Consider the following 19516-nt stretch of genomic DNA (forward strand, 5'->3'; position numbering starts at 1 on the left):
TAGATGGGGGCTCATGGCGGCCTCTGTCGGCTATATATACCGCTGGCGAAATTGCATATCTTTTTTGCGGGAAGGCATATAGAAAATCGCGGGGTATCTGGTTACCTATAATCATCAGGCAAAGGCGTTGTAACGCCCGGTTCTGATGAGAGGCGATTCATGTTCATTGGCAAAGGTGAATCGCAGGATGAATCAGTACAACAAAAGGGAGAAGTGCAATGAAGAGGAATGCCTTGTTTTCCGCGCTGTTCATTGGTGCGGGTCTGGTCTCCGGATCATGGGGACAGAGTATCATTAATGACGATTTTTCGTCGTATGCGGATGGTGATCTTGCCGGTCAGGGAGACTGGCTTGAAGTGGTTGCTTCCGGAGCGGGAGCGGAGGCTTTTTCGATTTCAAACAACATGGCGATATCTAAAGCTGAAGGAAGTTCCGGTCTTGATTTTTATGTCCGTCTGGATAACACCCCTGCCGGGAATGCGGTGGATGATGAGTGGGACGGCAGCATGAACTGCACGCTCAACTGGACCGGAACAAGCTGGCGGCACGGGGCATATTTCAAAATCGGCACTTCAACGACGGTGACCAACGGACTCCGGAATGCCAGTGCGGATGATGTTCCGCTGATTATCGAAACCGGATGGCCGGATGAGCTTTATATCGGTACAGCCGACGCAAGCGGGGCATTTGTCGAATGTTTGACCGTAACGGCAGGTGATCTGGGTATGACCATTGGCAGCGAGCTTGATTCGGATCCGCTGACGATTACATGGAATGTGCGAAAAACGCGGGACAGCGGATTTTATAAAATTACGGCATCTTTGATGAATACGCTGACCGGATCAAATTATCCCGGTTCGACGGTCTCCATCGAAAAGCCCGGAGCGTACGCTGCCACCACCCCGTATTACATGATGGGACTGCCCAAAGGGTTCAGTTGGTGGGATGAGGATGTACAGTACTGGAAGGGAATTCACATTGATTCGCTCAGTCTGACGAAATCATCCGGTAATGCTCCGGTGTTGATTCCGACAGAGGTATCTGCTTTCGGGAAAGACAATGCGGTGCTGCTGTCCTGGGATCCGGTGGTTGAAGCGGATTCATATGATATTCTGAGATCCGATACGGAAGTCGGTGGATACACTGTGGTGGCCGGAGGCAGCGGGATTACGACCAACGGTTTTACGGACACTACCGCGATCAATGGTAATACATATTGGTATAAAGTGGTGTCAAAGGCTTCCGGGGCCGCCGATGTGGAATCGGAACCGGTTTCGGGTACACCGATCATGATTGTTTCTGGAACCTTCCTGGATACAAGCTTTGCGGCTTCCGATGTCCCGGCTTATGCCGATGGGGATCTGGCCGGTCAGAACGGATGGGCTCCACTCACGGCTTCGCTTCCCGGTGCTTTTAATATTGATTCGTCGGGTGATGGAATGGCTGAAACGGATGGCCTTACGGCTACCGGCGGGGTGCATCAGGTATACTATACGTCGCCGACTTCCAATGAGGTTTCCGCAACCTGGAGCGGTACCGTGGTCTTCTCGCTATCAACTGATCCGGACGGAATCTACAAAACCAATATCACTGATGGGGTCACCAACGTATATGAAGTTGCTTATCTGGGCAGCGGATATCAGACCTTCATGTTCGGTCTGACATCCAATCCGGATACCCTCCTTGATCCGACCGATGGCGATAAAGAGGCCGGCAGTGACGATGATGTGCTGATCTCCGCCCGGGTGGGTGGAGATGATGGGCGTGTGGATATCAGTATCAATAACTTCAACTGGGCTGAAAACATTATGCTGGCGCTGAATCGCGAGCAACTGGGCTGGGACCCTGCCGGTATGGATATCAGTGCAACCAATGGTGCTGATTTTGTGACGGATACGATCACGCTGGATTATGTGATCCGTAAGTCGGCGGATAATCTGGCTTACATGGGCACCTGCACAGCCACAGTGGCCGGTGTGACCTATGAAGGCAGCTGGCACACGACGGCTGATGATAACGAGTGGGGTAAGCCGACGGTTGTCTGGGATGAGCCGCTGGTTTATTTCGGGATGAGCCGGGGTGCTCCCAGTGCGGAACAGCAGGTGAATGTATCGGTCGATGCAGTTTCCGTTACGCATACACCTTCAAGTGATCCGGTTATCCTGCCTCCATATGGTCTGGCCGGTACACTGGGGAATCTGGAGATTACTGTAGACTGGAAAAACTATGGTGAAGAGCTCAGTTATAACATATATCGGTCGGAAACCAACGGTGGTCCTTATATGCTGCTGGGTAATGTATCTTCCAATGAGACCTCTTATCTGGATTCCGGGTTAACCGATCTGCGATCCTATTTTTACAGGGTTTCTTCTGTTTATCCGGAGGGAGAAAGTGAACTCTCCAGTCCGATTGTGGTCCGAGCATTGGGTCGGACACTTCATCTTGAGTGGGGTGGTGATGTCACGATGTCGTCGGGTAATAACTGGGCAACCGGATTAAGTGCTCCTACAGTTGCCGGAAATTTGAACTACTGGCAGGGCGAAGGGGTTGAACCTTATTCCGTTATCGGAAGTTCCGATTCCTGGTATGCCAATCCGCCGCATCCGGACCTGAAAGGAGTTGTTCAGGCCCCGACTAACAGCACATATGATGCAAACCGGCCGAATGTTGAATTTCGCTGGAATACCGGGGCCCGCTTCCGTTTTGCTGAAGGTGCTTCGGCCCTGTTCTGGGTTGATTGTCCTGCACTGGACAATACGGTGAATGAAGTTACCGGCGAGTGGGACAAATACCAGTGGTATTGCTTCCCGGCCATCCGTAACGGATCAACCTGGTATGTGGCCGAAAGTTCGCTGAATGCTGACCGCAGTCTGGATCTGGGGGATGAGCGCTGGACGACCATTACGCTGGCTTCCTCTTCGGATACCAACCTGATGGTTCGGGAGGGGACCTATGCAACCGGTGATGAAATCGGTTTTGATGATATCAACGCCTTCGGCTTTTTTGCTGAAAATGCTGCCGCAGACAATGATGCCTGGGTTAGTTATATGCGTCTTCTTTACGGAAGTTCTCCTTCTGCATTCCAGGTGTGGTGCGATGAGCAGGGTATCTATAATGAAGATGCTGCAGAAGGTGTGGATCTGGATGGCGACGGTGCGGATAATCTGTACGAATGGGGTATGGGTGGTAATCCGCTGGATGGTACGGATGTCGGCATTACTGAGCGCAGAATACAGATCGATGGCGGAAACTTCGTCTACATCTATCCGCGTTTGAAAGGGGTGCGTCCCGATTATAAAATCATGGCGGCTGACAATCTGGTTATCGGCGGTTTTGATGAAACACTGGTGGAAGGTGTGGACTATACCGAAGTTTCTGCCGGTGGTGACTGGGCCTCCTGGGCTACGGAGTTTGAGGCGGTCACCAACGCCATTCCCACTTCAGGCAGTCCCGTTCGGTTCTTCAAGACTGCCGTGGAATAAAGCAGGATAAAAACCGCCGTCCGGTGCCGGGCGTAACGCAGAACACCTGCCGTTTTCCGGCGGGTGTTTTTTTTGGGGCTGAATGTTCGGGCATCTGTAAGTCAGGCCCGCATACGTTTGCGATATGCACTGGGGCTGCAGCCGGTAACCTGTTTGAAAACCTGAGTCAGATAATTATAGGTTGTATAGCCGCATTCTTCGGCAATGATTTGTAATGGTTTATCAGTTTCAACAAGCAGCTTGCGGGCATGGTTAATGCGGACCTGCCGGATTTCATCAAACGGTGTCCGGCCGAAAGCCTTCTGGAAACGGCGTTCAAGTGTGCGGCGGCTCATGGGAATCACGTTGAGAATGTCATCCATTGTGATGGGCTCAAAAGCGTGCTCCCTCAGATAATTTATAAGGGGGATCAGTGCCGGGTCGTCGACCGCGAGGGTGTCGGTGGACAGATGTTCGCGAATACCCAGGGGAGGAATAAATGTGGTTTTGTGGGGAACGTCTTCACCGAGCATCATCCGGTGGAGCAGTTCCGCAGCTTTATAGCCGATCTGTTCTGTGGGAAGCAGGATTCCGGAAAGCGGCGGATTGCTGGCATGGCACATCAGTTCATCGTAATTTCCACTCAGTACAGCAGCGTCATGTGGGACTTTAATGCCGGCTGTACGGCAGGCTTCGGTGATCTGACGACCGATGCCGTCGGCATAGGCGAGAATCCCGACGGGTTTGGGCAGCTCTTCCAGCCATTGAATTAGGTTTTCCTGGAGCCTGCTTTCATCACGTGAGCTGAAAAAGCAGGGACATTTAAAACCACGGGTGTGAAGGACACGTCGGTATTCCTCCGTATACCATGAAACATTGGCCAGATAGTCGGGGGCGGCGAACGCGAGGTTTTTAAATCCGCGCTCGATGAAAAATTCGGCGGCCATCACTGTGGAAACGGAATCATCCGTTCGGACATAAGGAAATGAGAAACCTTTGAGGTAGCTGTCTTCAACACTTACTGTCGGGATGTTCCGCTGCGTGAGTTCTTCGGCCAATGAGGGCGATATAATGCGGCCAATAACGCCGTGACCCTTCCAGTCTTCGGGAAGTCGTTTAATTTTCACAGGGGAGGTGGGACGAATCCATACATCCCAGAAACCGGCCTCACTGGCATAGGAGAGAATTCCCTTAAGAATCTTCCGCCCCCAGTCGGTCGGCGTACCCATCATAATGGCAATGCGCGGAGTTTCGTTTGGTTTCAGCATGCGGCAAAATATCGCATGCATATTCGTGATTACGCAATTCTTTTTCAGTACGCACTACGGAGATGATGTGCGGTATCCGGCAGAAAATCAGGGGAATGGATGGCTCCGTCTCCTCCGGGGTTCAGGTGTGATTATTTCGTATGTTTATTACGCAAATGACTATATTTCTCCTGCGCGATCCGGCGTAAAACCTAGATCATTATAGGGAGAGGAATATCGGTTTTTACAGGTTTCTGTCTGCGATAGAGGGGATTGATGATGAAAAGAAAGATGCGTTCAAAAAAGATCAATAAAGGGGCTCCGAGCGGCTTTATTATCAGTATTGCCATTCATGCGGCGGCTTTTGCGCTCGCCGGTATGCTGGTGGTTTTCAATGTGGTACAGAAAGAAGAGAAGAAGTTTGTTCCTCCCAAACCGGTGGACCGGCCGAAGATGAAGCTGAAAAAACCTAAGGTGAAGGTTAAAAAGTCGGTGAAACCGAAATCAACAACACGCATTGTTACCAAAGTTCAGCGTGCGGCGATGCCTGATATTCAACTTCCTGAAATGTCCGGTATGACTGAAGGGCTGGTAGGGGATATCGGCGGATTTGATCTGGGTTCGCTGGATGTGATGCCGACTGTTCTCGGTGATGATGTATCCGCCGGTAATGATCTTGTGGGCACGTTTTACAGTGTTATGCGTGACCGTGCCGGACGTCCGATTACGTACAGCGGCGATCAGTTGCGGGAGGTTATTCATAAATTCATGAAGAGCGGGTGGAAGACTTCGGTACTTTCGCGATATTATCGTTCGCCCAAAAAACTGTATGCTTCCATGATTGTGATTCCTGAAGTGTTTTCCAGTGTAGCACCGAAGGCATTCGGTGAGAGTGACCGGGACAGTCAGTACTGGATGGTGCATTACAAAGGTCAGATTGTTTATCCTGAAGATATCACGTTCCGTTTTGTGGCTCAGGCCGACATGGTGGTGGCTGTGCGTTTAAACGGAGAGTTGGTGCTGGGGGCATACTGGCATGCACGGCAGGAAGAATGGATGGGCGATATCTGGCGTTCTACATCTGCTGATAACCGGAAATGGTGGATGGGGAACTGGACGGCTGTTGTAGGCGACTGGGTTACGTTAAAGGCCAATGAGCCCCAGGATATTGAAATTCTGATTTCGGATGCCGATGGTCTTTGCTGTCTGATGCTGGCGATACAGGAAGAAGGGGTGGAATACGAGACCCGCCCGGGTGGCGGCCCGCGTCTGCCGGCATTTAAAACGGCTTATCCTTCGCTCGATTTGCAGGACGTTATCATGCGTGACATGGTGCCCGGCGAAATTTCGCTGACTAACGGTCCGGTATTTAACGATTTCAGCAGTAATTCAGGTGAACATAAAGTGGCCGGTTCACCCCGTGATAATAAAAGTGAAATTGCTGAAACGGAGGAATCAGTTCCCGAACCTGTTGTGCCGGAGGAGTCAAGTCGGCTAAGGGCATGGCATGTAGGGGCTGATATACTGGAGGCGGAATATGTTACCCGGATGGGTGATAAAGTGGTGCTGAAGGATGCGCGGGGAAAACAGCGGAAAGTGCTTTGGAAAAAACTTTCAGCCGAGGATCTTGAATATATTGAACTTTGCAATCCTCCGGATTTGCAGGTTTCGGTCACCAGTAAGGAGGAACCGGTATTTGCGTATAGTGACGGGGTTAAAGTGGAAGTGGTCGGACATGATGCCGTTTATACCGGAAAAATCCGGCAGAAGAGTCCGAAGGCCTATCCACATGAGCTCACGGCGGAATTTTTCGCCATCGGTGTGCAGAACTATGCGGACACCTATCTGCTGCTGGATCGGCAGGAATCCACTTTTGTGCTGAATGAAGAGAATAAACGGGAGTTTGATTTTTCCGGAGATCCGGTTCATCTGCGCAAGATTGAGCCGCGTGAGTGGGAAACGGCGGACTTGACGGTTCGTGGCGAAAAGCATTACGGCTACCTCATCGTGGTAAAGGATAAGCGGGGGGAAATTATTGCGAAGAAAGCGACGGCTCAGTGGATTGAAGATGCCTATGAAAAACTCAAGGTATTTCCGATCGGGCGCTATATGAATAAGCAGGGGGATCGCGTATTTCCGCAGGGTCCGCCGCGAGCGCGTTATTGATTTTAAATTCGTTTAAAACAGAATTAAAAGGCTCGTGCCAAGCGGTACGGGCCTTTTTTATGGACTACACCATTTGACGGTTTTTCATATGATTTCGGCAAGATCCTCTGTAGTCAGTCCGAGATTGCGTCGTATACTGTTCCGCCGTTAATGAGAAAGGACGCGGTATGAAGAGCGGGATAGCGAAAACGACAGCAGTATTTTTTTTATTGGCACCTTTGTGTGTTCAGGCACTGGAAGTAATTCGGTTTGAACCGAAAGCGGGCGACCGGATGCCCGATCTGCGTGCGGCTCTGGAAAAGGTACAGGACCGGGAGGTGAAACTGGTGTTTGCCAAAGGGGAATATTTCTTCCGGCCCGACTTTGCATTTCAGCGGTATTGCTATATCACCAATCATGATAACGGGTTGAAAAATATTGCTTTTCTGTTCGATGATTTCGATTCGGTTGAAATCGAGGGAAATGGTTCCGATTTTATTTTTCACGGGCAGATGTTTCCGTTCCGCTTTGAACATTGCGCCGGTGTTCGAGTGAAAGACGTCGTGATTGATTGGGATATCCCGTTTTGTTTTCAGGGTGAAGTGGTTGCCGTGAATGAAAAAGAAGGCTGGCGGGAAATCCGGCCGGCAACAGAGGGATTCCACTGGCGGATCAGAAATAATCATCTGATATTTCCGGATATCGACGGATTTTCATATAATTTGGTAGGATCGACCCTGGCTTTTGACAAAGAAACCAAAGAGGTGTCGTATGGTGCGTGGGATTTTACGAGTCAACCCACCCGGGTTGAAAAACTGAAAAATGGTAATCTCCGCTTTTACGAAAAGCTGAAACATTGGCCGAAGGTGGGGCAGATCCTAAATTCCAAAGGGAGAGAAAACCGGTATGCGCCGGCTTTTCATGGCGTCTCCTCTTCAAACTTGCTGTTTGAGAATGTGGTGATTCATCATGCGCTGGGCATGGGTTTTCTGCTGGAACGTTGCGATACCGGAACGATTCGCGGTGGCGGGGTTTTTGTGCGCGAAGGCTCAGAACGCGTGGTTTCGATCATCGCTGATGGGACGCACTTTGCAAACTGCAAAGGGGATATTCTTGTGGAAGGAGCGCGTTTCAAAGGCATGCTTGATGATTCCACTAACGTGCATGGAACCTATGTTGAAGTGGATAAGGTCCTTGATCAGCACAGCGTGCGCGTCAGACTGATGCATTATCAGCAGCTCGGTTTTGAATTTGCCGGTGTAGGCGACGAGTGCTGGTTTATTCATCATCCCGATCCGTTCCGCGGTGAAGTGAATACGGTTTCCAGAGTCAAAGTGCTGAATGATCGGTTCATTGAACTGACGTTTACAAATCCGGTTCCCGGAAAACTGAAGAAAGGCGATGTGCTGGAAAATAAGACCTGGAATCCGGCGTTCACCATGCGTGGAAACCATTTTGAAAAGCATCGGGCCCGGAATGTGGTGATTAAAACGCCGCGCCGGATTGTGATTGAGGACAATGATTTTTCTTCGCATATGTCGGCGATATTTCTGCGTGGAGAGACTTTTTACTGGTTTGAATCCGGTGCTGTTGAAGATGTGCTGATTAAAGGGAACCGCTTCCGGGACTGTGCTTCGAGCGGGATGGAGCATGCGGTGTTCAATGTGACTCCGCGGCTTGGAAAAGCTTTTGATGATACGATTCCTTATGACCGGAATATCCGCATCATTAATAATACCATCGAAACTTTTGATAACCGGATTGTATGGATGGATCGGGTGGACGGTGTTATTTTCAGAAATAATGTCATCAGGCAGACCAACTCGTATAAGCCGATGCGTAATGATGCTTATCTGCTGGACTTCAGAAACTGCAGAAATGTCGAAATCAGCGGCAATCTCTATGAGGGTAGAAACTCAAAGGGAATTCTTGCCGATGAAACCACCAAGGCCACATTATCGGTAAAAGACAACAAAGGATTTTAAAGCCGATGGTGCAATGGAGTTTGTTTTTAGGGATGGCGATGGTGTTGTCCGGATGTGTTTCACAAAAGGTTGTTGAGCACGGTCCGGGACAGTATACGCTAACAAATTCCAAAGGGGTGGAAGTGCGGCTGGCATCATACGGTGCCCGCATTACCGCCATTAGAGTGCCTGATCGTTATGGAAGTGCTGCGGATGTGGTGCTGGGTTATGATGATATTGAATCGTATAAGACGGTTGCGAAGAAGCCCTTTTTCGGCTGTGTGACCGGGCGCTATGCCGGGCGCATAGCGGAAGGAACATTCATGCTGGACGGTCGGAATTATACGCTGGCGAAAAACAACGGACCGAACCATCTGCATGGCGGAAAAAACGGGTTTGATAAGGTGGAGTGGGACGCTGTGCCGGTCGGGAACGATGTGCAATTCAGCTATGTTTCAAAGGATGGTGAAGAGGGGTATCCCGGAACGCTGCAGGTTCAGGTTCGGTATACGCTTACGGATGCCAATGAACTGGTGATTCACTACCGGGCGGTAACGGATCAGGCGACTCCGGTTAATCTGACCAATCATGCCTATTTTAATCTGTCCGGTGAGGGGGCGCCGACGGTGCTGGATCATGAACTGATGATCGGTGCTGAATATATTCTTGAGATCGATGAATCCGCTATTCCGACCGGAAGAAAAATGCCGGTGGCAGGAACGCCGTTCGATTTCCGGAAAGCCAAGCTGATCGGCTGTGATATCAGTGCGGACCATGAACAGTTGAAACGGGCCCATGGTTATGATCATACCTTTGTATTGAATGACGCGGAAATTGCAGCGGAACTTTATGATCCAATATCGGGAAGATGTCTGGAGATCATTACGGACGAGCCGGCCATCCAGCTTTATACGGGAAACTTTCTGGACGGAAGTCTGGTCGGAAAAGCCGGGCGTCCATATGAAAGGCGCAGTGCACTGTGTTTAGAGACACAGCATTTTCCTGACAGTCCGAACCATCCGGAGTTTCCGAATACCATTCTGAGGCCGGGTGAAGAGTTTGAGTCGCAGACCATTTACCGTTTTTCAGTTCGTTAAGTTAACAAGGAGAGATTAGATGAAATCCAGACTGATTCTTTCGGTATTGGCGTTGACTGTCGCAGCCTTTGCGGCATCAGCCGAAAAACCGAATATTGTTTTTATTTATGGCGATGACATCGGCTACGGCGACTTCAGCTGCTATGGGGGCGAGGTCGATACCGCAGCAATTGACACGCTGGCGGAAGAGGGGGTTCGGTTCACCGGCGGTTACTGTACGGCGGCCACCTGCACGCCGTCGCGGTATTCACTGCTGACCGGGGAATATGCCTTCCGGAACAAGGCTGCAAAAATTCTGCCGGGTAATGCGCCGCTGATCATCGATCCGTCACGTCCGACCATTGCAAAATTTCTGGCTGACAACGGATATAAAACCATGCTGTCCGGGAAATGGCATCTTGGGCTGGGGTCGCCGGACAGGCCGCTTGACTGGAACGATGAAATTGCGCCGGGACCTAAAGAAGTCGGTTTTCAGGAATCCTTTCATATGGCGGCAACGGCAGACCGGGTTCCCTCGGTCTATATCCACAATGGCCGTGTTGTCGGGCTTGATCCCTCCGACCCCATTGAGGTCAATTATCAGGAACCGGTGGGTAACGATCCGACCGGAATCACCCATCCACATCTGCTGAAACTGCAGGCCGATGAACAGCATGGTAAAACCATTATCAACGGTGTAAGCCGCATCGGGTGGATGAGCGGAGGAAACAGTGCCCGGTTTAAGGATGAGGATATGGCCGATACGTATCTTCGTAAGGCGCAGGCGTTTATTCGTGAAAACAAAGATAACCCTTTTTTCCTTTATTATGCATTGAATGAAAACCATGTGCCGCGTGTGGTGCATCCGCGTTTTCAGGGATCAACCAGTCTGGGACCGCGCGGCGATGCCCTGGCGGTTTTTGACTGGTGTGTCGGCCGGATTGTCCAGACGCTGAAGGAAACCGGGCAGTATGAAAATACGCTGATCGTGGTTACATCGGATAACGGTCCGGTTCTGTTTGATGGCTATTGGGAAGCAGGGATTGAGCGTCAGGGCACTCACGATGCTTCAGGCCCCTGGCGCGGTGGAAAATACAGTCGGTGGGAAGGCGGCACCCGTGTCCCGTTCATTGTTACCTGGCCGGGAAGATCAAAACCGGGCATTTCGGATGCGATTGTGAGTCAGGTAGACCTTTATGCTTCCATTGCTGAGCTGATCGGTAAACCGATGCCGGAAAATGCGGGGCAGGACGGACAGCCGCTGCTTGCCACGTTGCTCGGAGAAAAACCGGAAGGTCGGGAATATGTTATTCAGGAAGCGCTGACCCAGATTGCCGTGCGTAAAGGAAACTGGAAATATATTCCGCCTGGCAGTGTAACCGAGCGCCTTGGCATCATGACCTGGAAGGCCGGAAGCGGCTGGAAAGAAACCACGGTTCAGGAACCGGGTCTGCTGTTCCATCTCACCGAGGATCCCTCCGAGGAAAGGGATCTGGCCGCTCTTTATCCGAATCGCGTGGAAGAAATGAAAGCGATTATCGCCGAAGTGGCACCGGAAAAAGCAGCGGGTGAAAAAGGGCTTAATAAAAAACAGCTAGGATTTTAACCGCCCGGAATCCGGAATATTTCAATTCCTGCAAAGCCGTCCTTCGGGGCGGCTTTTTATTTGTCCTGTCGAGCCTGTGTTCCCTGATTTTTCAAGCCCGGTAACGTAGCGGGATGAAGCGGGAAAATTTGAGGTTTGGTCTATGGGGCTTCTGTTCTGCTCAGCATCCGGAAATTCTTACACTGCATCATTCTGAATGTTCAAAAATGATAATTAAAGCCGATTGATATGAGTGGCTGTAAATTTACAGAAAAAATAATGCAAAAATATTAAGTAAAATAATTTTATTTAAAAAATCGTTCGTAATGGCGTAAGTAATGCGTACTCAAATCCCTATACGTTCAGTTTTCCTTTTGGGTTTGTTGCTCAAAAAAGCTGATGGTTCAAATAAAGGAGAGGGATACGATGAAAAATAGAATAATAGCCATACTGACAGCGGCATTTGTTTGTGGTGCTGTTCAGGCTGAGCTCATCACAGCGACAATAACAGGAAGCGGAAGCGGATCGCTTGGAATCAGCTCTTTCACAGATAGTGTATTTACGTGGACGATTTCATATGACAGTGAAAATGTGTATAAACCGGCTGGCGAAACCACTTCCGTTTTTCTGAACCCCTCGGTATCAGAAATAACAATAGCCGGTTTTGCTTCTGCCTCTGTAACTCTGGAACACGGTGTTTTAACTGCACCCAACGATGCTGCTCTTGTATTTATTCCCATTGCAATGACAGGAATAGTGCAGGGTTCAAATATTCTTACGATTACTGATCCGAGCAAGCCGGGTTGGAATGGAACTTCTGCTTATTCCGCCAGTGGAGGAATTCTCGCGGACTTTACGCTGTTTTCCAATATTATAACTTCTGAAGGTACGTTAACGATGTTGACTGGAGAGGTTGAGTCCTTTTCGGCTATTCCTGAACCGGCAACGATTGGATTTGTCGGATTGTTTGGAGGAGGCCTTCTTGCGGTTCGGCGTTTTTTTATGATGTAAGTTTCTGTATAGGCGGGAAGAAGGCGAATGGAAAATTCCATTCGCCTTTTGTTTATCCGGCAAAGACGTACTGCCCGGTCGGGAAAGAGATACATAGCAGGGTCTTGATGGCTCTGCTTTGATTGCCCGGTTATCGGGATTTCCGGTAGGCGAGGGGGCTTTGTCCGAAATGTTTTCTGAAGCTGTTGCTGAGGTGGGAGGCGTGGGTGAAGCCGGTTTCGGCGGCGATGTGTTCGATGGTCCAGTTGGTGTAAAGCAGCAGTTCGGCGGCTTTGTTGAGGCGCATTTTCATGAGGGTCTGGTGCAGGGTGGTTTGAGCTGATTCCCGGAACCGCCGGTTGAGCAGGCTGCGGGAAATGCCCAGTTCGGCGGCGACTTCGGGGGTGCCGATTTTTTCATCCAGATGTTGCTGCAGGTAATGGATGGCCCGTCGAATCAGTTCGTCGGCCATGACAAAGGTATCGGAACTGGCGCGGGTGATTACCCCTTTGGGCTGAATGAATGCCGTATTGGCCGGAACGGTTTCGCCGTCCATGGCGGCCTGCAGCAGCTCCGCGCCCTTTCGAACCATGCCGGAGGTGTCGCGGTCGATGCTGGAAATGGGCACACTCTGTACTTCACAGACCAGCGGGTTGTTGTCGACACCCAGAATTGAAAAATCGAGCGGAACCTGAAATCCGGCTTCCAGGCTGAGGGCGGAAATCCAGGCGGCGTCGGCATCGTTTGCGGTGAAGATTGCACAGGGGCGGGGCAGGTTCCGTAGTCGGTCGGCCATGGTGTTATTGTTCAGGCTGCCGGCTCCATCGATGCGGATTACCGTTTTTCCGCTTTTCTGCAGTTCAGCACTGAATGCGCCCTGGCGGGCTTCGCCGAACGGTGTCGGTGTGCTGGCATACCAGGCAAAGTGGCGGTGGTTATAGGAGAGAAAATGGCGCGCGGCGATCCGGCCGATGGCCGTGTTGTCGGCGCCGACGCGTGGAAGTTTAATATCATTGCGCCAGGTGGAAAGGTCGACACAGGGGATTTCCGGATGCTGCAGGATAAAGCCGGCTGTGCGCGGATTGTCGGTGAGCGAACTCAGAATTCCGTCGCCGCGCCACCGGTTGACCATGCCGGTGGGGGTGAGCAGATTGGTATCCAGGTGCCAGTTGAATTTCCGGGCGGCTTCAACGGCGGCCTGATGGGTGGGCAGGTCGTAGGCGTTGAGCAGCAGCAGCACTCTTCGTTTATTCAGCATGGAATTATAGAAATGTGTTGTGGCGTATTTTGCAATAATAAATAATAAACCATGCAATATGAATTCTGTCCGTCCCGGCGTAGGCTGTTGCGTTGGTTGTGTATTCCAATTGTTGGAATATAGAGAAGAAGGACAAGAGGGACATGGAACGGATAGATCAAAAGAGGATGACGGCTTCATTGCCGCCGGAACGGGTATTGCAGTTTGGAGAGGGCAATTTTCTGCGGGCGTTTATCGACTGGATGTTCCACCGCATGAACGAGAGCGGTGTGTTCGGCGGAAGCGCTGTGGTGGTTCAGCCGCTGGAAAACGGTCTGGTTGAAAAGCTGAATGATCAGAAAGGCCTTTATACACTTTATCTGCGGGGAATTCAGAATGGTGAACAGGTGGACTCTCATGAAGTGATCAGTTCGATCAGCCGGGGAATCAATCCTTATTCCGACTGGGAAGGTTTTCTGGAAACGGCGGCCAATCCGGATATGCGTTTTGTGGTTTCGAATACGACGGAAGCGGGCATTGCCTATCAGCGTATGGAACCACCGGATTCCTGTCCTGCATCCTTTCCGGCAAAACTGACCGCCTGGCTCGTCCGGCGCTTTGAACTGCTTGGCGGCACTGCTGATTCCGCGATGATTTTCATGCCCTGCGAACTGATCAACTATAACGGCCGTAAATTGAAGGAGTGCATTCTGAAGCATTCTGCGGACTGGAAGCTGGGCGGGGACTTTGATGCCTGGATTGAAAACGACTGTATTTTTCTCAGTACGCTGGTGGACCGTATTGTGCCGGGATATCCCGGCGATGAAGCGGAATCGATGATAAGTCAGCTGGGTTATTCGGACGATCTGATCTGTACCGGAGAAATTTTTCATCTGCTGGTGATTGAAGGGCCTGAGGAGTTGAAAGCCGAGTTGCCGTTTCATAAGGCGGGATTGAATGCAGTCTGGACGGACGACATGCAGCCGTACCGGAATCTGAAGGTCAGTATTCTGAACGGTGCTCATACATCGAGTGTGCTGGCGGCCTATCTGGGCGGTCTGGATCTTGTACGTGAGATGGTGGAGGACGGGCTTTTCGGAAGATACGTGCAGGCGGTTCTGTTTAATGAGATTATTCCGACGCTGGATGTGGAGCGGGAAGAAGCGAAGGTCTATGCGGGGGCGGTACTGGAACGGTTTAGAAATCCGTTTATTCGGCACGAGCTGCTTTCCATCAGTCTGAATTCGGTTTCAAAATGGAAAGTGCGCGTCTTACCGTCGGTAAAAAACTATATCGTGAAATTCGGCGAAGTACCTTCACTACTGGCTTTTTCCATGGCGGCGCTGATTGCCTTTTATAAAGGAGATCTGCGGGACGGGTATGAACCGAATGATGATCCGGCGGTTCTCGAATTTTTCCAAACGGCCTGGTCGGGGCCTGAGGTGGTTGCGCGGGTGCTGGAACATACGGATTTCTGGGGCGAGGATCTTACGGCACTGCCGGGGTTCGAGCTGGAGGTTTCAAAAGCGCTGGGCCGGATGCTGCATGGTGGTATGCGTAAAGCGGTAAAAGACTGGTTGGATCATGAAGACGCTTAAAATCAATGAACGCGATAACGTCGCCGTCGTCATTTCCGACGATTCGGATAAAATTCCGAGAGGGCATAAAACAGCCCTGGTTCCGATTGGAAAAGGAGAGGCAGTCATTAAATACGGCTTCCCGATCGGTTATGCGACTGAGGCGATTGCAGCCGGCGACTGGGTGCATGATCATAATGTAAAGACCGGGTTGTCCGGGGTTCAGGCATATACGTATGAACCGGACTTCCAGCCGCTGGAGCGTATTGCGGATGGGAAAACCTTTATGGGGTATCCTCGGGCCAACGGGGATGTCGGGATACGTAATGAACTCTGGATTGTACCGACGGTTGGATGTGTGAACGGACTGGCGGAAAAGGCGGCGGCGCGGCTTTGTGCAGAAGGTTTGCCGGATAACGTGGATGATGTGGTCGTTCTGGCACATCCGTACGGCTGTTCCCAGCTGGGGGATGATCATGAAGCTTCGCGGGCGATTCTTTCGGCATTGGTAAAGCATCCGAATGCCGGAGGTGTGCTGGTGGTTGGTCTGGGATGCGAAAACAACACCATGAAAGAATTCCGGGAACTGATCGGGGAGGTGGATGAGCGCCGTGTCAAATTTCTGGTAACGCAGGCGGTGGAGGATGAGCTGGAAGAATGTGGGAAACGGCTGCATGAACTGTGCGAAACGGCGGCGGAGGATCGGCGCGAGCCGTTACCGGTTTCCAGACTCCGGATCGGATTGAAGTGCGGCGGGTCGGATGCTTTTTCCGGCCTGACGGCCAATGCACTGGTAGGCGCGGCTTCGGACCGTTTGATTGCGCGCGGTGGATCCGCGGTACTGACCGAGATTCCGGAAGCGTTCGGGGCTGAAACCATACTGTTCAACCGGGCCGAGGATGAGCAGGTATTTCAGGATGCGGTTGATGTGGTGAACGATTTTAAAACCTATTTTCTCTCGCACGGTGAACCGGTGGGGGAAAATCCGTCGCCGGGTAATAAAGCCGGCGGGATTACGACACTTGAAGATAAATCGCTCGGCTGTGTGCAGAAGGGCGGAACTGCACCGTTGAGTGATGTGCTGCGGTACGGTGCGCGGATTCGGAAAAACGGGCTGACCCTGCTGGAGGGTCCCGGTAATGACATTGTAGCCGTCACTGCGCTGGCTGCTGCCGGCTGCCATATGGTGCTGTTTACTACAGGACGGGGTACTCCATTGGGCGGACCGGTTCCGGTGGTGAAGATTTCTTCCAATTCGGTGCTCGCTGAGCGGAAGAAAAACTGGATCGATTTCAATGCAGGTGTGCTGTTGGAGGGGCTGAAATGACTCCGGTTGGTAACGAATTTTTTGATTATCTGGTCGATGTGGCCTCAGGACGTAAAACGCGGTCGGAAGAAAACGGGTATCGTGATTTTGCCATTTGGAAACAGGGGGTGACGTTGTGATGAGAGGGATACTGGTTGCATTGAGTTCATGGATCGCATTCAGTGCTGCAGCACAGCACGCTGAGCGGGTTTATCTGAGCGGTAAAGGGCCGTCGGATGCGGTCGAGTGGGATTTCTTCTGTTCCAAGGGTCGGAAGAGCGGGGAGTGGACGAAGATTCCGGTGCCGTCGAACTGGGAGCAGCAGGGGTTCGGCGCATACAATTATGGCCATGAACCGGCCGCGGAAAAAGCGGACGAAACGGGCCGCTATAAGACCACTTTTTTTGCTCCGAAGGAGTGGAAAGATAAACATGTGCGTCTGGTGTTTGAAGGGTCCATGACGCAGACCGAGGTGACGATTAACGGTAAGCAGGCCGGGTTCCCGAATTATGGCGGCTATCTTCCGTTCCGCTATATTCTGGATAAAACCAAGCTTAAATACGGCGAGGAAAATGTTCTTGAAGTGCTGGTAAAGAAGAAACCGGACAACGACAGCCTGGATCAGGCGGAGCGTAAGGCGGATTTCTGGGTATTCGGCGGGATCTACCGTCCGGTTTATCTGGAAGTGCTTCCGCGTGAATTTGTGAACCGGGTAGCGATTGATGCGCGGATGGACGGATCGTTCAGAATGGATGTATTTCCGCAGGTGCAGCAGCCTACCAAATTCCGTGAGGAGTTTAAGGAATACGTGGATGAACTCACTGCGCAGATCCAGACGCTGGACGGGGAGAATGTCGGAAAGCCGATGATCGCCCCCATTTATGGTTCGGCCGGACGCATACGCCTTGAAAACCACATTAAAAAACCGTCGCTGTGGTCGCCGGAACATCCGAATCTGTATCAGGTAAAACTGACGATGAAACACAAGGGGAAGGTGCTGTCGACAACGGTTGAACGTTTCGGTTTCCGGACGTTTGAACATCGGCTGGGCGATGGACTTTATCTGAATGGCAAACGTATTCTGATCAAAGGGGTGAACCGCAATGTGTTTGATCCGCAGCATGGGCGGGCGATTGATGCGGAGCGGGTCTGGCGCGAAGCGTGTGAGATCAAGGCGATGAATGCCAACCTGGTACGTTCCCATATGCCGCCGACGATGGAGTTTATGAGGGCGTGTGATGAGCTGGGTCTGATGGTGATTACGGAGCTGTGCAACTGGCATGATCCGGTGATTGATACGCCGATTGCACGTAATCTGGTGTATGAGCTGGTTACAACCTATCAGAATCATCCGTCGGTGATTATCTGGGCGAACGGCAATGAAAACGGGTTTAATCTGGAAGTGGATGAACTGTATCATCTTTACGATCTGCAGAATCGTCCGATCATTCATCCATGGGCTTATTTTGAGGGGATGAATACCAAGCATTATCCGGACTGGAAGGAATTCCAGCTGCGCCTGAGTCATGATAAGGTTTATCTGCCGACCGAGTTTCTGCATGGTCTTTATGATGGAGGTCACGGGGCCGGACTGCAGGATTACTGGGATGCAATTAAAGCTTCGCCGATCGCGGCCGGCGGGGTGCTCTGGTGCTGGGCCGATGCGGCGATTGCCCGTACAGACCGGGAGGGAATGCTGGATACCGACGGCAATCATTCGGCGGATGGTATTGTCGGTCCGAACGGAGAGAAGGAGGCCAGCTATTATTCCATTCGTGAAATCTGGTCACCGATACAAATTGCCATGAAAAGTTTGCCGGATAATTTCAGCGGAAAAATCCCGCTGGAAAACCGGTTTTATGAAACCCGCCTGGATGCCTGTTCGTTTGAGTGGAAACTTGTGAATCATACCGGACCGTTTGAAGAAACACAGAGCAGTGTGCAGGCCGAAGGACGGGTGACAGGACCGAAAATAAAACCTGGAAAAACGGGGATGCTGAAACTGCGGCTTCCGGAGAATTGGAAAAAGGCTACGGCACTAGAACTGCGAGCATTCAGTTCCGGCGGACGGGAAATTATGCAGTGGGCCTGGCCGATCCGTTCCCCGGAAATTAAAGGTGCCGAAGCTGTCGTGCGGCAGGCTGATGACAATCCGTTCGAGATTACAGCCGGTACAACTACCTGGAAATTTTCTCCCGAAACCGGACAGTTGCTGAACTGCAGTGCCGAAGGATTCGGCCGGGGCCCCGTACTTTATGCGGGCACGCTGGATGGCGCTTTGGAATTTTCCTGTGTCTGGAAAACCTCGGTTGCGAAAAAGAACAATACCGTTGTCATTCGTTCGGTCAGCGAAGATGCGTCATTCAGCTGGACGGTTCTTCCGGATGGTTCGGCGGTGCTGGATTATGATTTTTCGGCTCCGACTAACGAACTGGTGTATGCCGCAATCGGGTTTGATCTGGAAGAAGCCGCGGTGGCTTCGAAGCGGTGGCTGGGGCAGGGCCCGGACCGTATCTGGGGCAACCGGCTGCGCGGTCCGCAGTTCGGGCTGTGGGAAAATGAATATAACGATCATGTTGTCGGTGTGAACTGGGGCGAAACGCCCTTTAAAGGCATTTTCGGAAATGTCGACTGGATGCAGCTGAATCTGAAATCCGGAAAGACGCTGGTAGCCGATACGGATTATGCGGCGGTCGGTGTGCTGCGTCCGGCCAATGCGGAGGGCGAGCGGAATAAACACGGGCCGACCAGTCCGGTGCATGCATGGTGGCATTACCCGGAATCCGGCGGTTTGTATCTGTTCCATAAACTTCCCGGGACGGGAACCAAATTCGCCAACGCGTGGGAGCTGGGACCGCAAGGAAATGTGACTGTACTCAAAAGAACAATTGCCGGCCGGATACAATTGATGGTTAAATAATTACCCAT

The 19516-nt window shown here is 51.5% G+C and carries 10 protein-coding genes and 1 pseudogene; 9 read left to right on the top strand and 2 right to left on the bottom strand.

Annotated elements, in window-relative coordinates:
• Positions 1-218: 218 nt before the first annotated feature.
• Positions 219-3482: a hypothetical protein gene (locus EGM51_03210; GenBank protein ID QBG46451.1), complete on the top strand. Its 3264-nt coding sequence runs from the start codon at positions 219-221 to the stop codon at positions 3480-3482.
• A 101-nt stretch (positions 3483-3583) separates the two neighbouring features.
• Here the strand turns inward: EGM51_03210 and EGM51_03215 are convergent, their stop codons facing one another.
• The gene (locus EGM51_03215; GenBank protein ID QBG46452.1) at positions 3584-4750 is read right to left on the bottom strand and encodes a helix-turn-helix domain-containing protein; all 1167 of its coding nucleotides are present in this window, start codon (positions 4748-4750) and stop codon (positions 3584-3586) included.
• Positions 4751-4984: 234 nt separating this feature from the next.
• Here EGM51_03215 and EGM51_03220 point away from each other — a divergent pair, with 234 nt between their 5' ends.
• From EGM51_03220 to EGM51_03240, 5 genes are all read left to right on the top strand, one after another.
• Complete coding sequence (locus EGM51_03220; protein ID QBG46453.1) at positions 4985-6874, top strand: hypothetical protein; 1890 nt, start codon at positions 4985-4987, stop codon at positions 6872-6874.
• Positions 6875-7041: 167 nt separating this feature from the next.
• Complete coding sequence (locus EGM51_03225; protein ID QBG46454.1) at positions 7042-8838, top strand: right-handed parallel beta-helix repeat-containing protein; 1797 nt, start codon at positions 7042-7044, stop codon at positions 8836-8838.
• 5 nt (positions 8839-8843) lie between these two features.
• Positions 8844-9914 carry a galactose mutarotase gene (locus tag EGM51_03230; protein QBG46455.1) on the top strand — a complete coding sequence of 357 codons (1071 nt, stop codon included), beginning with the start codon at positions 8844-8846 and terminating at the stop codon, positions 9912-9914.
• A gap of 19 nt (positions 9915-9933) precedes the next feature.
• A complete protein-coding gene (locus tag EGM51_03235; protein ID QBG46456.1) occupies positions 9934-11499 on the top strand; it encodes an arylsulfatase in 1566 nt (521 codons plus the stop codon).
• 405 nt (positions 11500-11904) lie between these two features.
• Entirely contained in the window at positions 11905-12489 is a 585-nt protein-coding gene (locus EGM51_03240; GenBank protein QBG46457.1) for a hypothetical protein, read from the top strand.
• 130 nt (positions 12490-12619) lie between these two features.
• On the opposite strand, the gene EGM51_03245 is transcribed toward EGM51_03240, so the two are convergent.
• Positions 12620-13906 (bottom strand): helix-turn-helix domain-containing protein, encoded by a 1287-nt coding sequence (locus tag EGM51_03245; protein QBG46458.1) that lies wholly within the window; start codon positions 13904-13906, stop codon positions 12620-12622.
• On the opposite strand from EGM51_03245, the gene EGM51_03250 reads away from it, so the two are divergent.
• The 3 genes and pseudogenes from EGM51_03250 to EGM51_03260 all read left to right on the top strand — a co-directional run bounded on the left by EGM51_03250 (position 13870) and on the right by EGM51_03260 (position 19508).
• Positions 13870-15303, top strand: coding sequence for a tagaturonate reductase (locus EGM51_03250; protein ID QBG46459.1), 1434 nt, complete (start codon positions 13870-13872; stop codon positions 15301-15303). The two genes, EGM51_03245 and EGM51_03250, sit on opposite strands and share 37 nt — an antisense overlap.
• Positions 15290-16728, top strand: a pseudogene (locus EGM51_03255) (altronate dehydratase). The gene EGM51_03250 and the pseudogene EGM51_03255 overlap by 14 nt, the downstream one beginning before the upstream one ends.
• On the top strand, positions 16728-19508 hold the full coding sequence (locus tag EGM51_03260; GenBank protein ID QBG49232.1) for a glycoside hydrolase family 2: 2781 nt from the start codon (positions 16728-16730) through the stop codon (positions 19506-19508). The pseudogene EGM51_03255 and the gene EGM51_03260 overlap by 1 nt, the downstream one beginning before the upstream one ends.
• The last annotated feature ends 8 nt before the right edge of the window (positions 19509-19516 follow it).

The sequence above is a fragment of the Verrucomicrobia bacterium S94 genome (assembly GCA_004299845.1).
Classification (GTDB): Bacteria; Verrucomicrobiota; Kiritimatiellia; order Kiritimatiellales; family Pontiellaceae; genus Pontiella.

Coding starts and splice junctions, on each gene's coding strand:
- EGM51_03220 (QBG46453.1), top strand. CDS start 4,985: ATGATGAAAAGAAAGATGCGTTCAAAAAAGATCAATAAAGGGGCTCCG.
- EGM51_03235 (QBG46456.1), top strand. CDS start 9,934: ATGAAATCCAGACTGATTCTTTCGGTATTGGCGTTGACTGTCGCAGCC.
- EGM51_03245 (QBG46458.1), bottom strand. CDS start 13,906: ATGAAGCCGTCATCCTCTTTTGATCTATCCGTTCCATGTCCCTCTTGT.
- EGM51_03250 (QBG46459.1), top strand. CDS start 13,870: ATGGAACGGATAGATCAAAAGAGGATGACGGCTTCATTGCCGCCGGAA.
- EGM51_03230 (QBG46455.1), top strand. CDS start 8,844: ATGGTGCAATGGAGTTTGTTTTTAGGGATGGCGATGGTGTTGTCCGGA.
- EGM51_03215 (QBG46452.1), bottom strand. CDS start 4,750: ATGCATGCGATATTTTGCCGCATGCTGAAACCAAACGAAACTCCGCGC.
- EGM51_03225 (QBG46454.1), top strand. CDS start 7,042: ATGAAGAGCGGGATAGCGAAAACGACAGCAGTATTTTTTTTATTGGCA.
- EGM51_03210 (QBG46451.1), top strand. CDS start 219: ATGAAGAGGAATGCCTTGTTTTCCGCGCTGTTCATTGGTGCGGGTCTG.
- EGM51_03240 (QBG46457.1), top strand. CDS start 11,905: ATGAAAAATAGAATAATAGCCATACTGACAGCGGCATTTGTTTGTGGT.
- EGM51_03260 (QBG49232.1), top strand. CDS start 16,728: ATGAGAGGGATACTGGTTGCATTGAGTTCATGGATCGCATTCAGTGCT.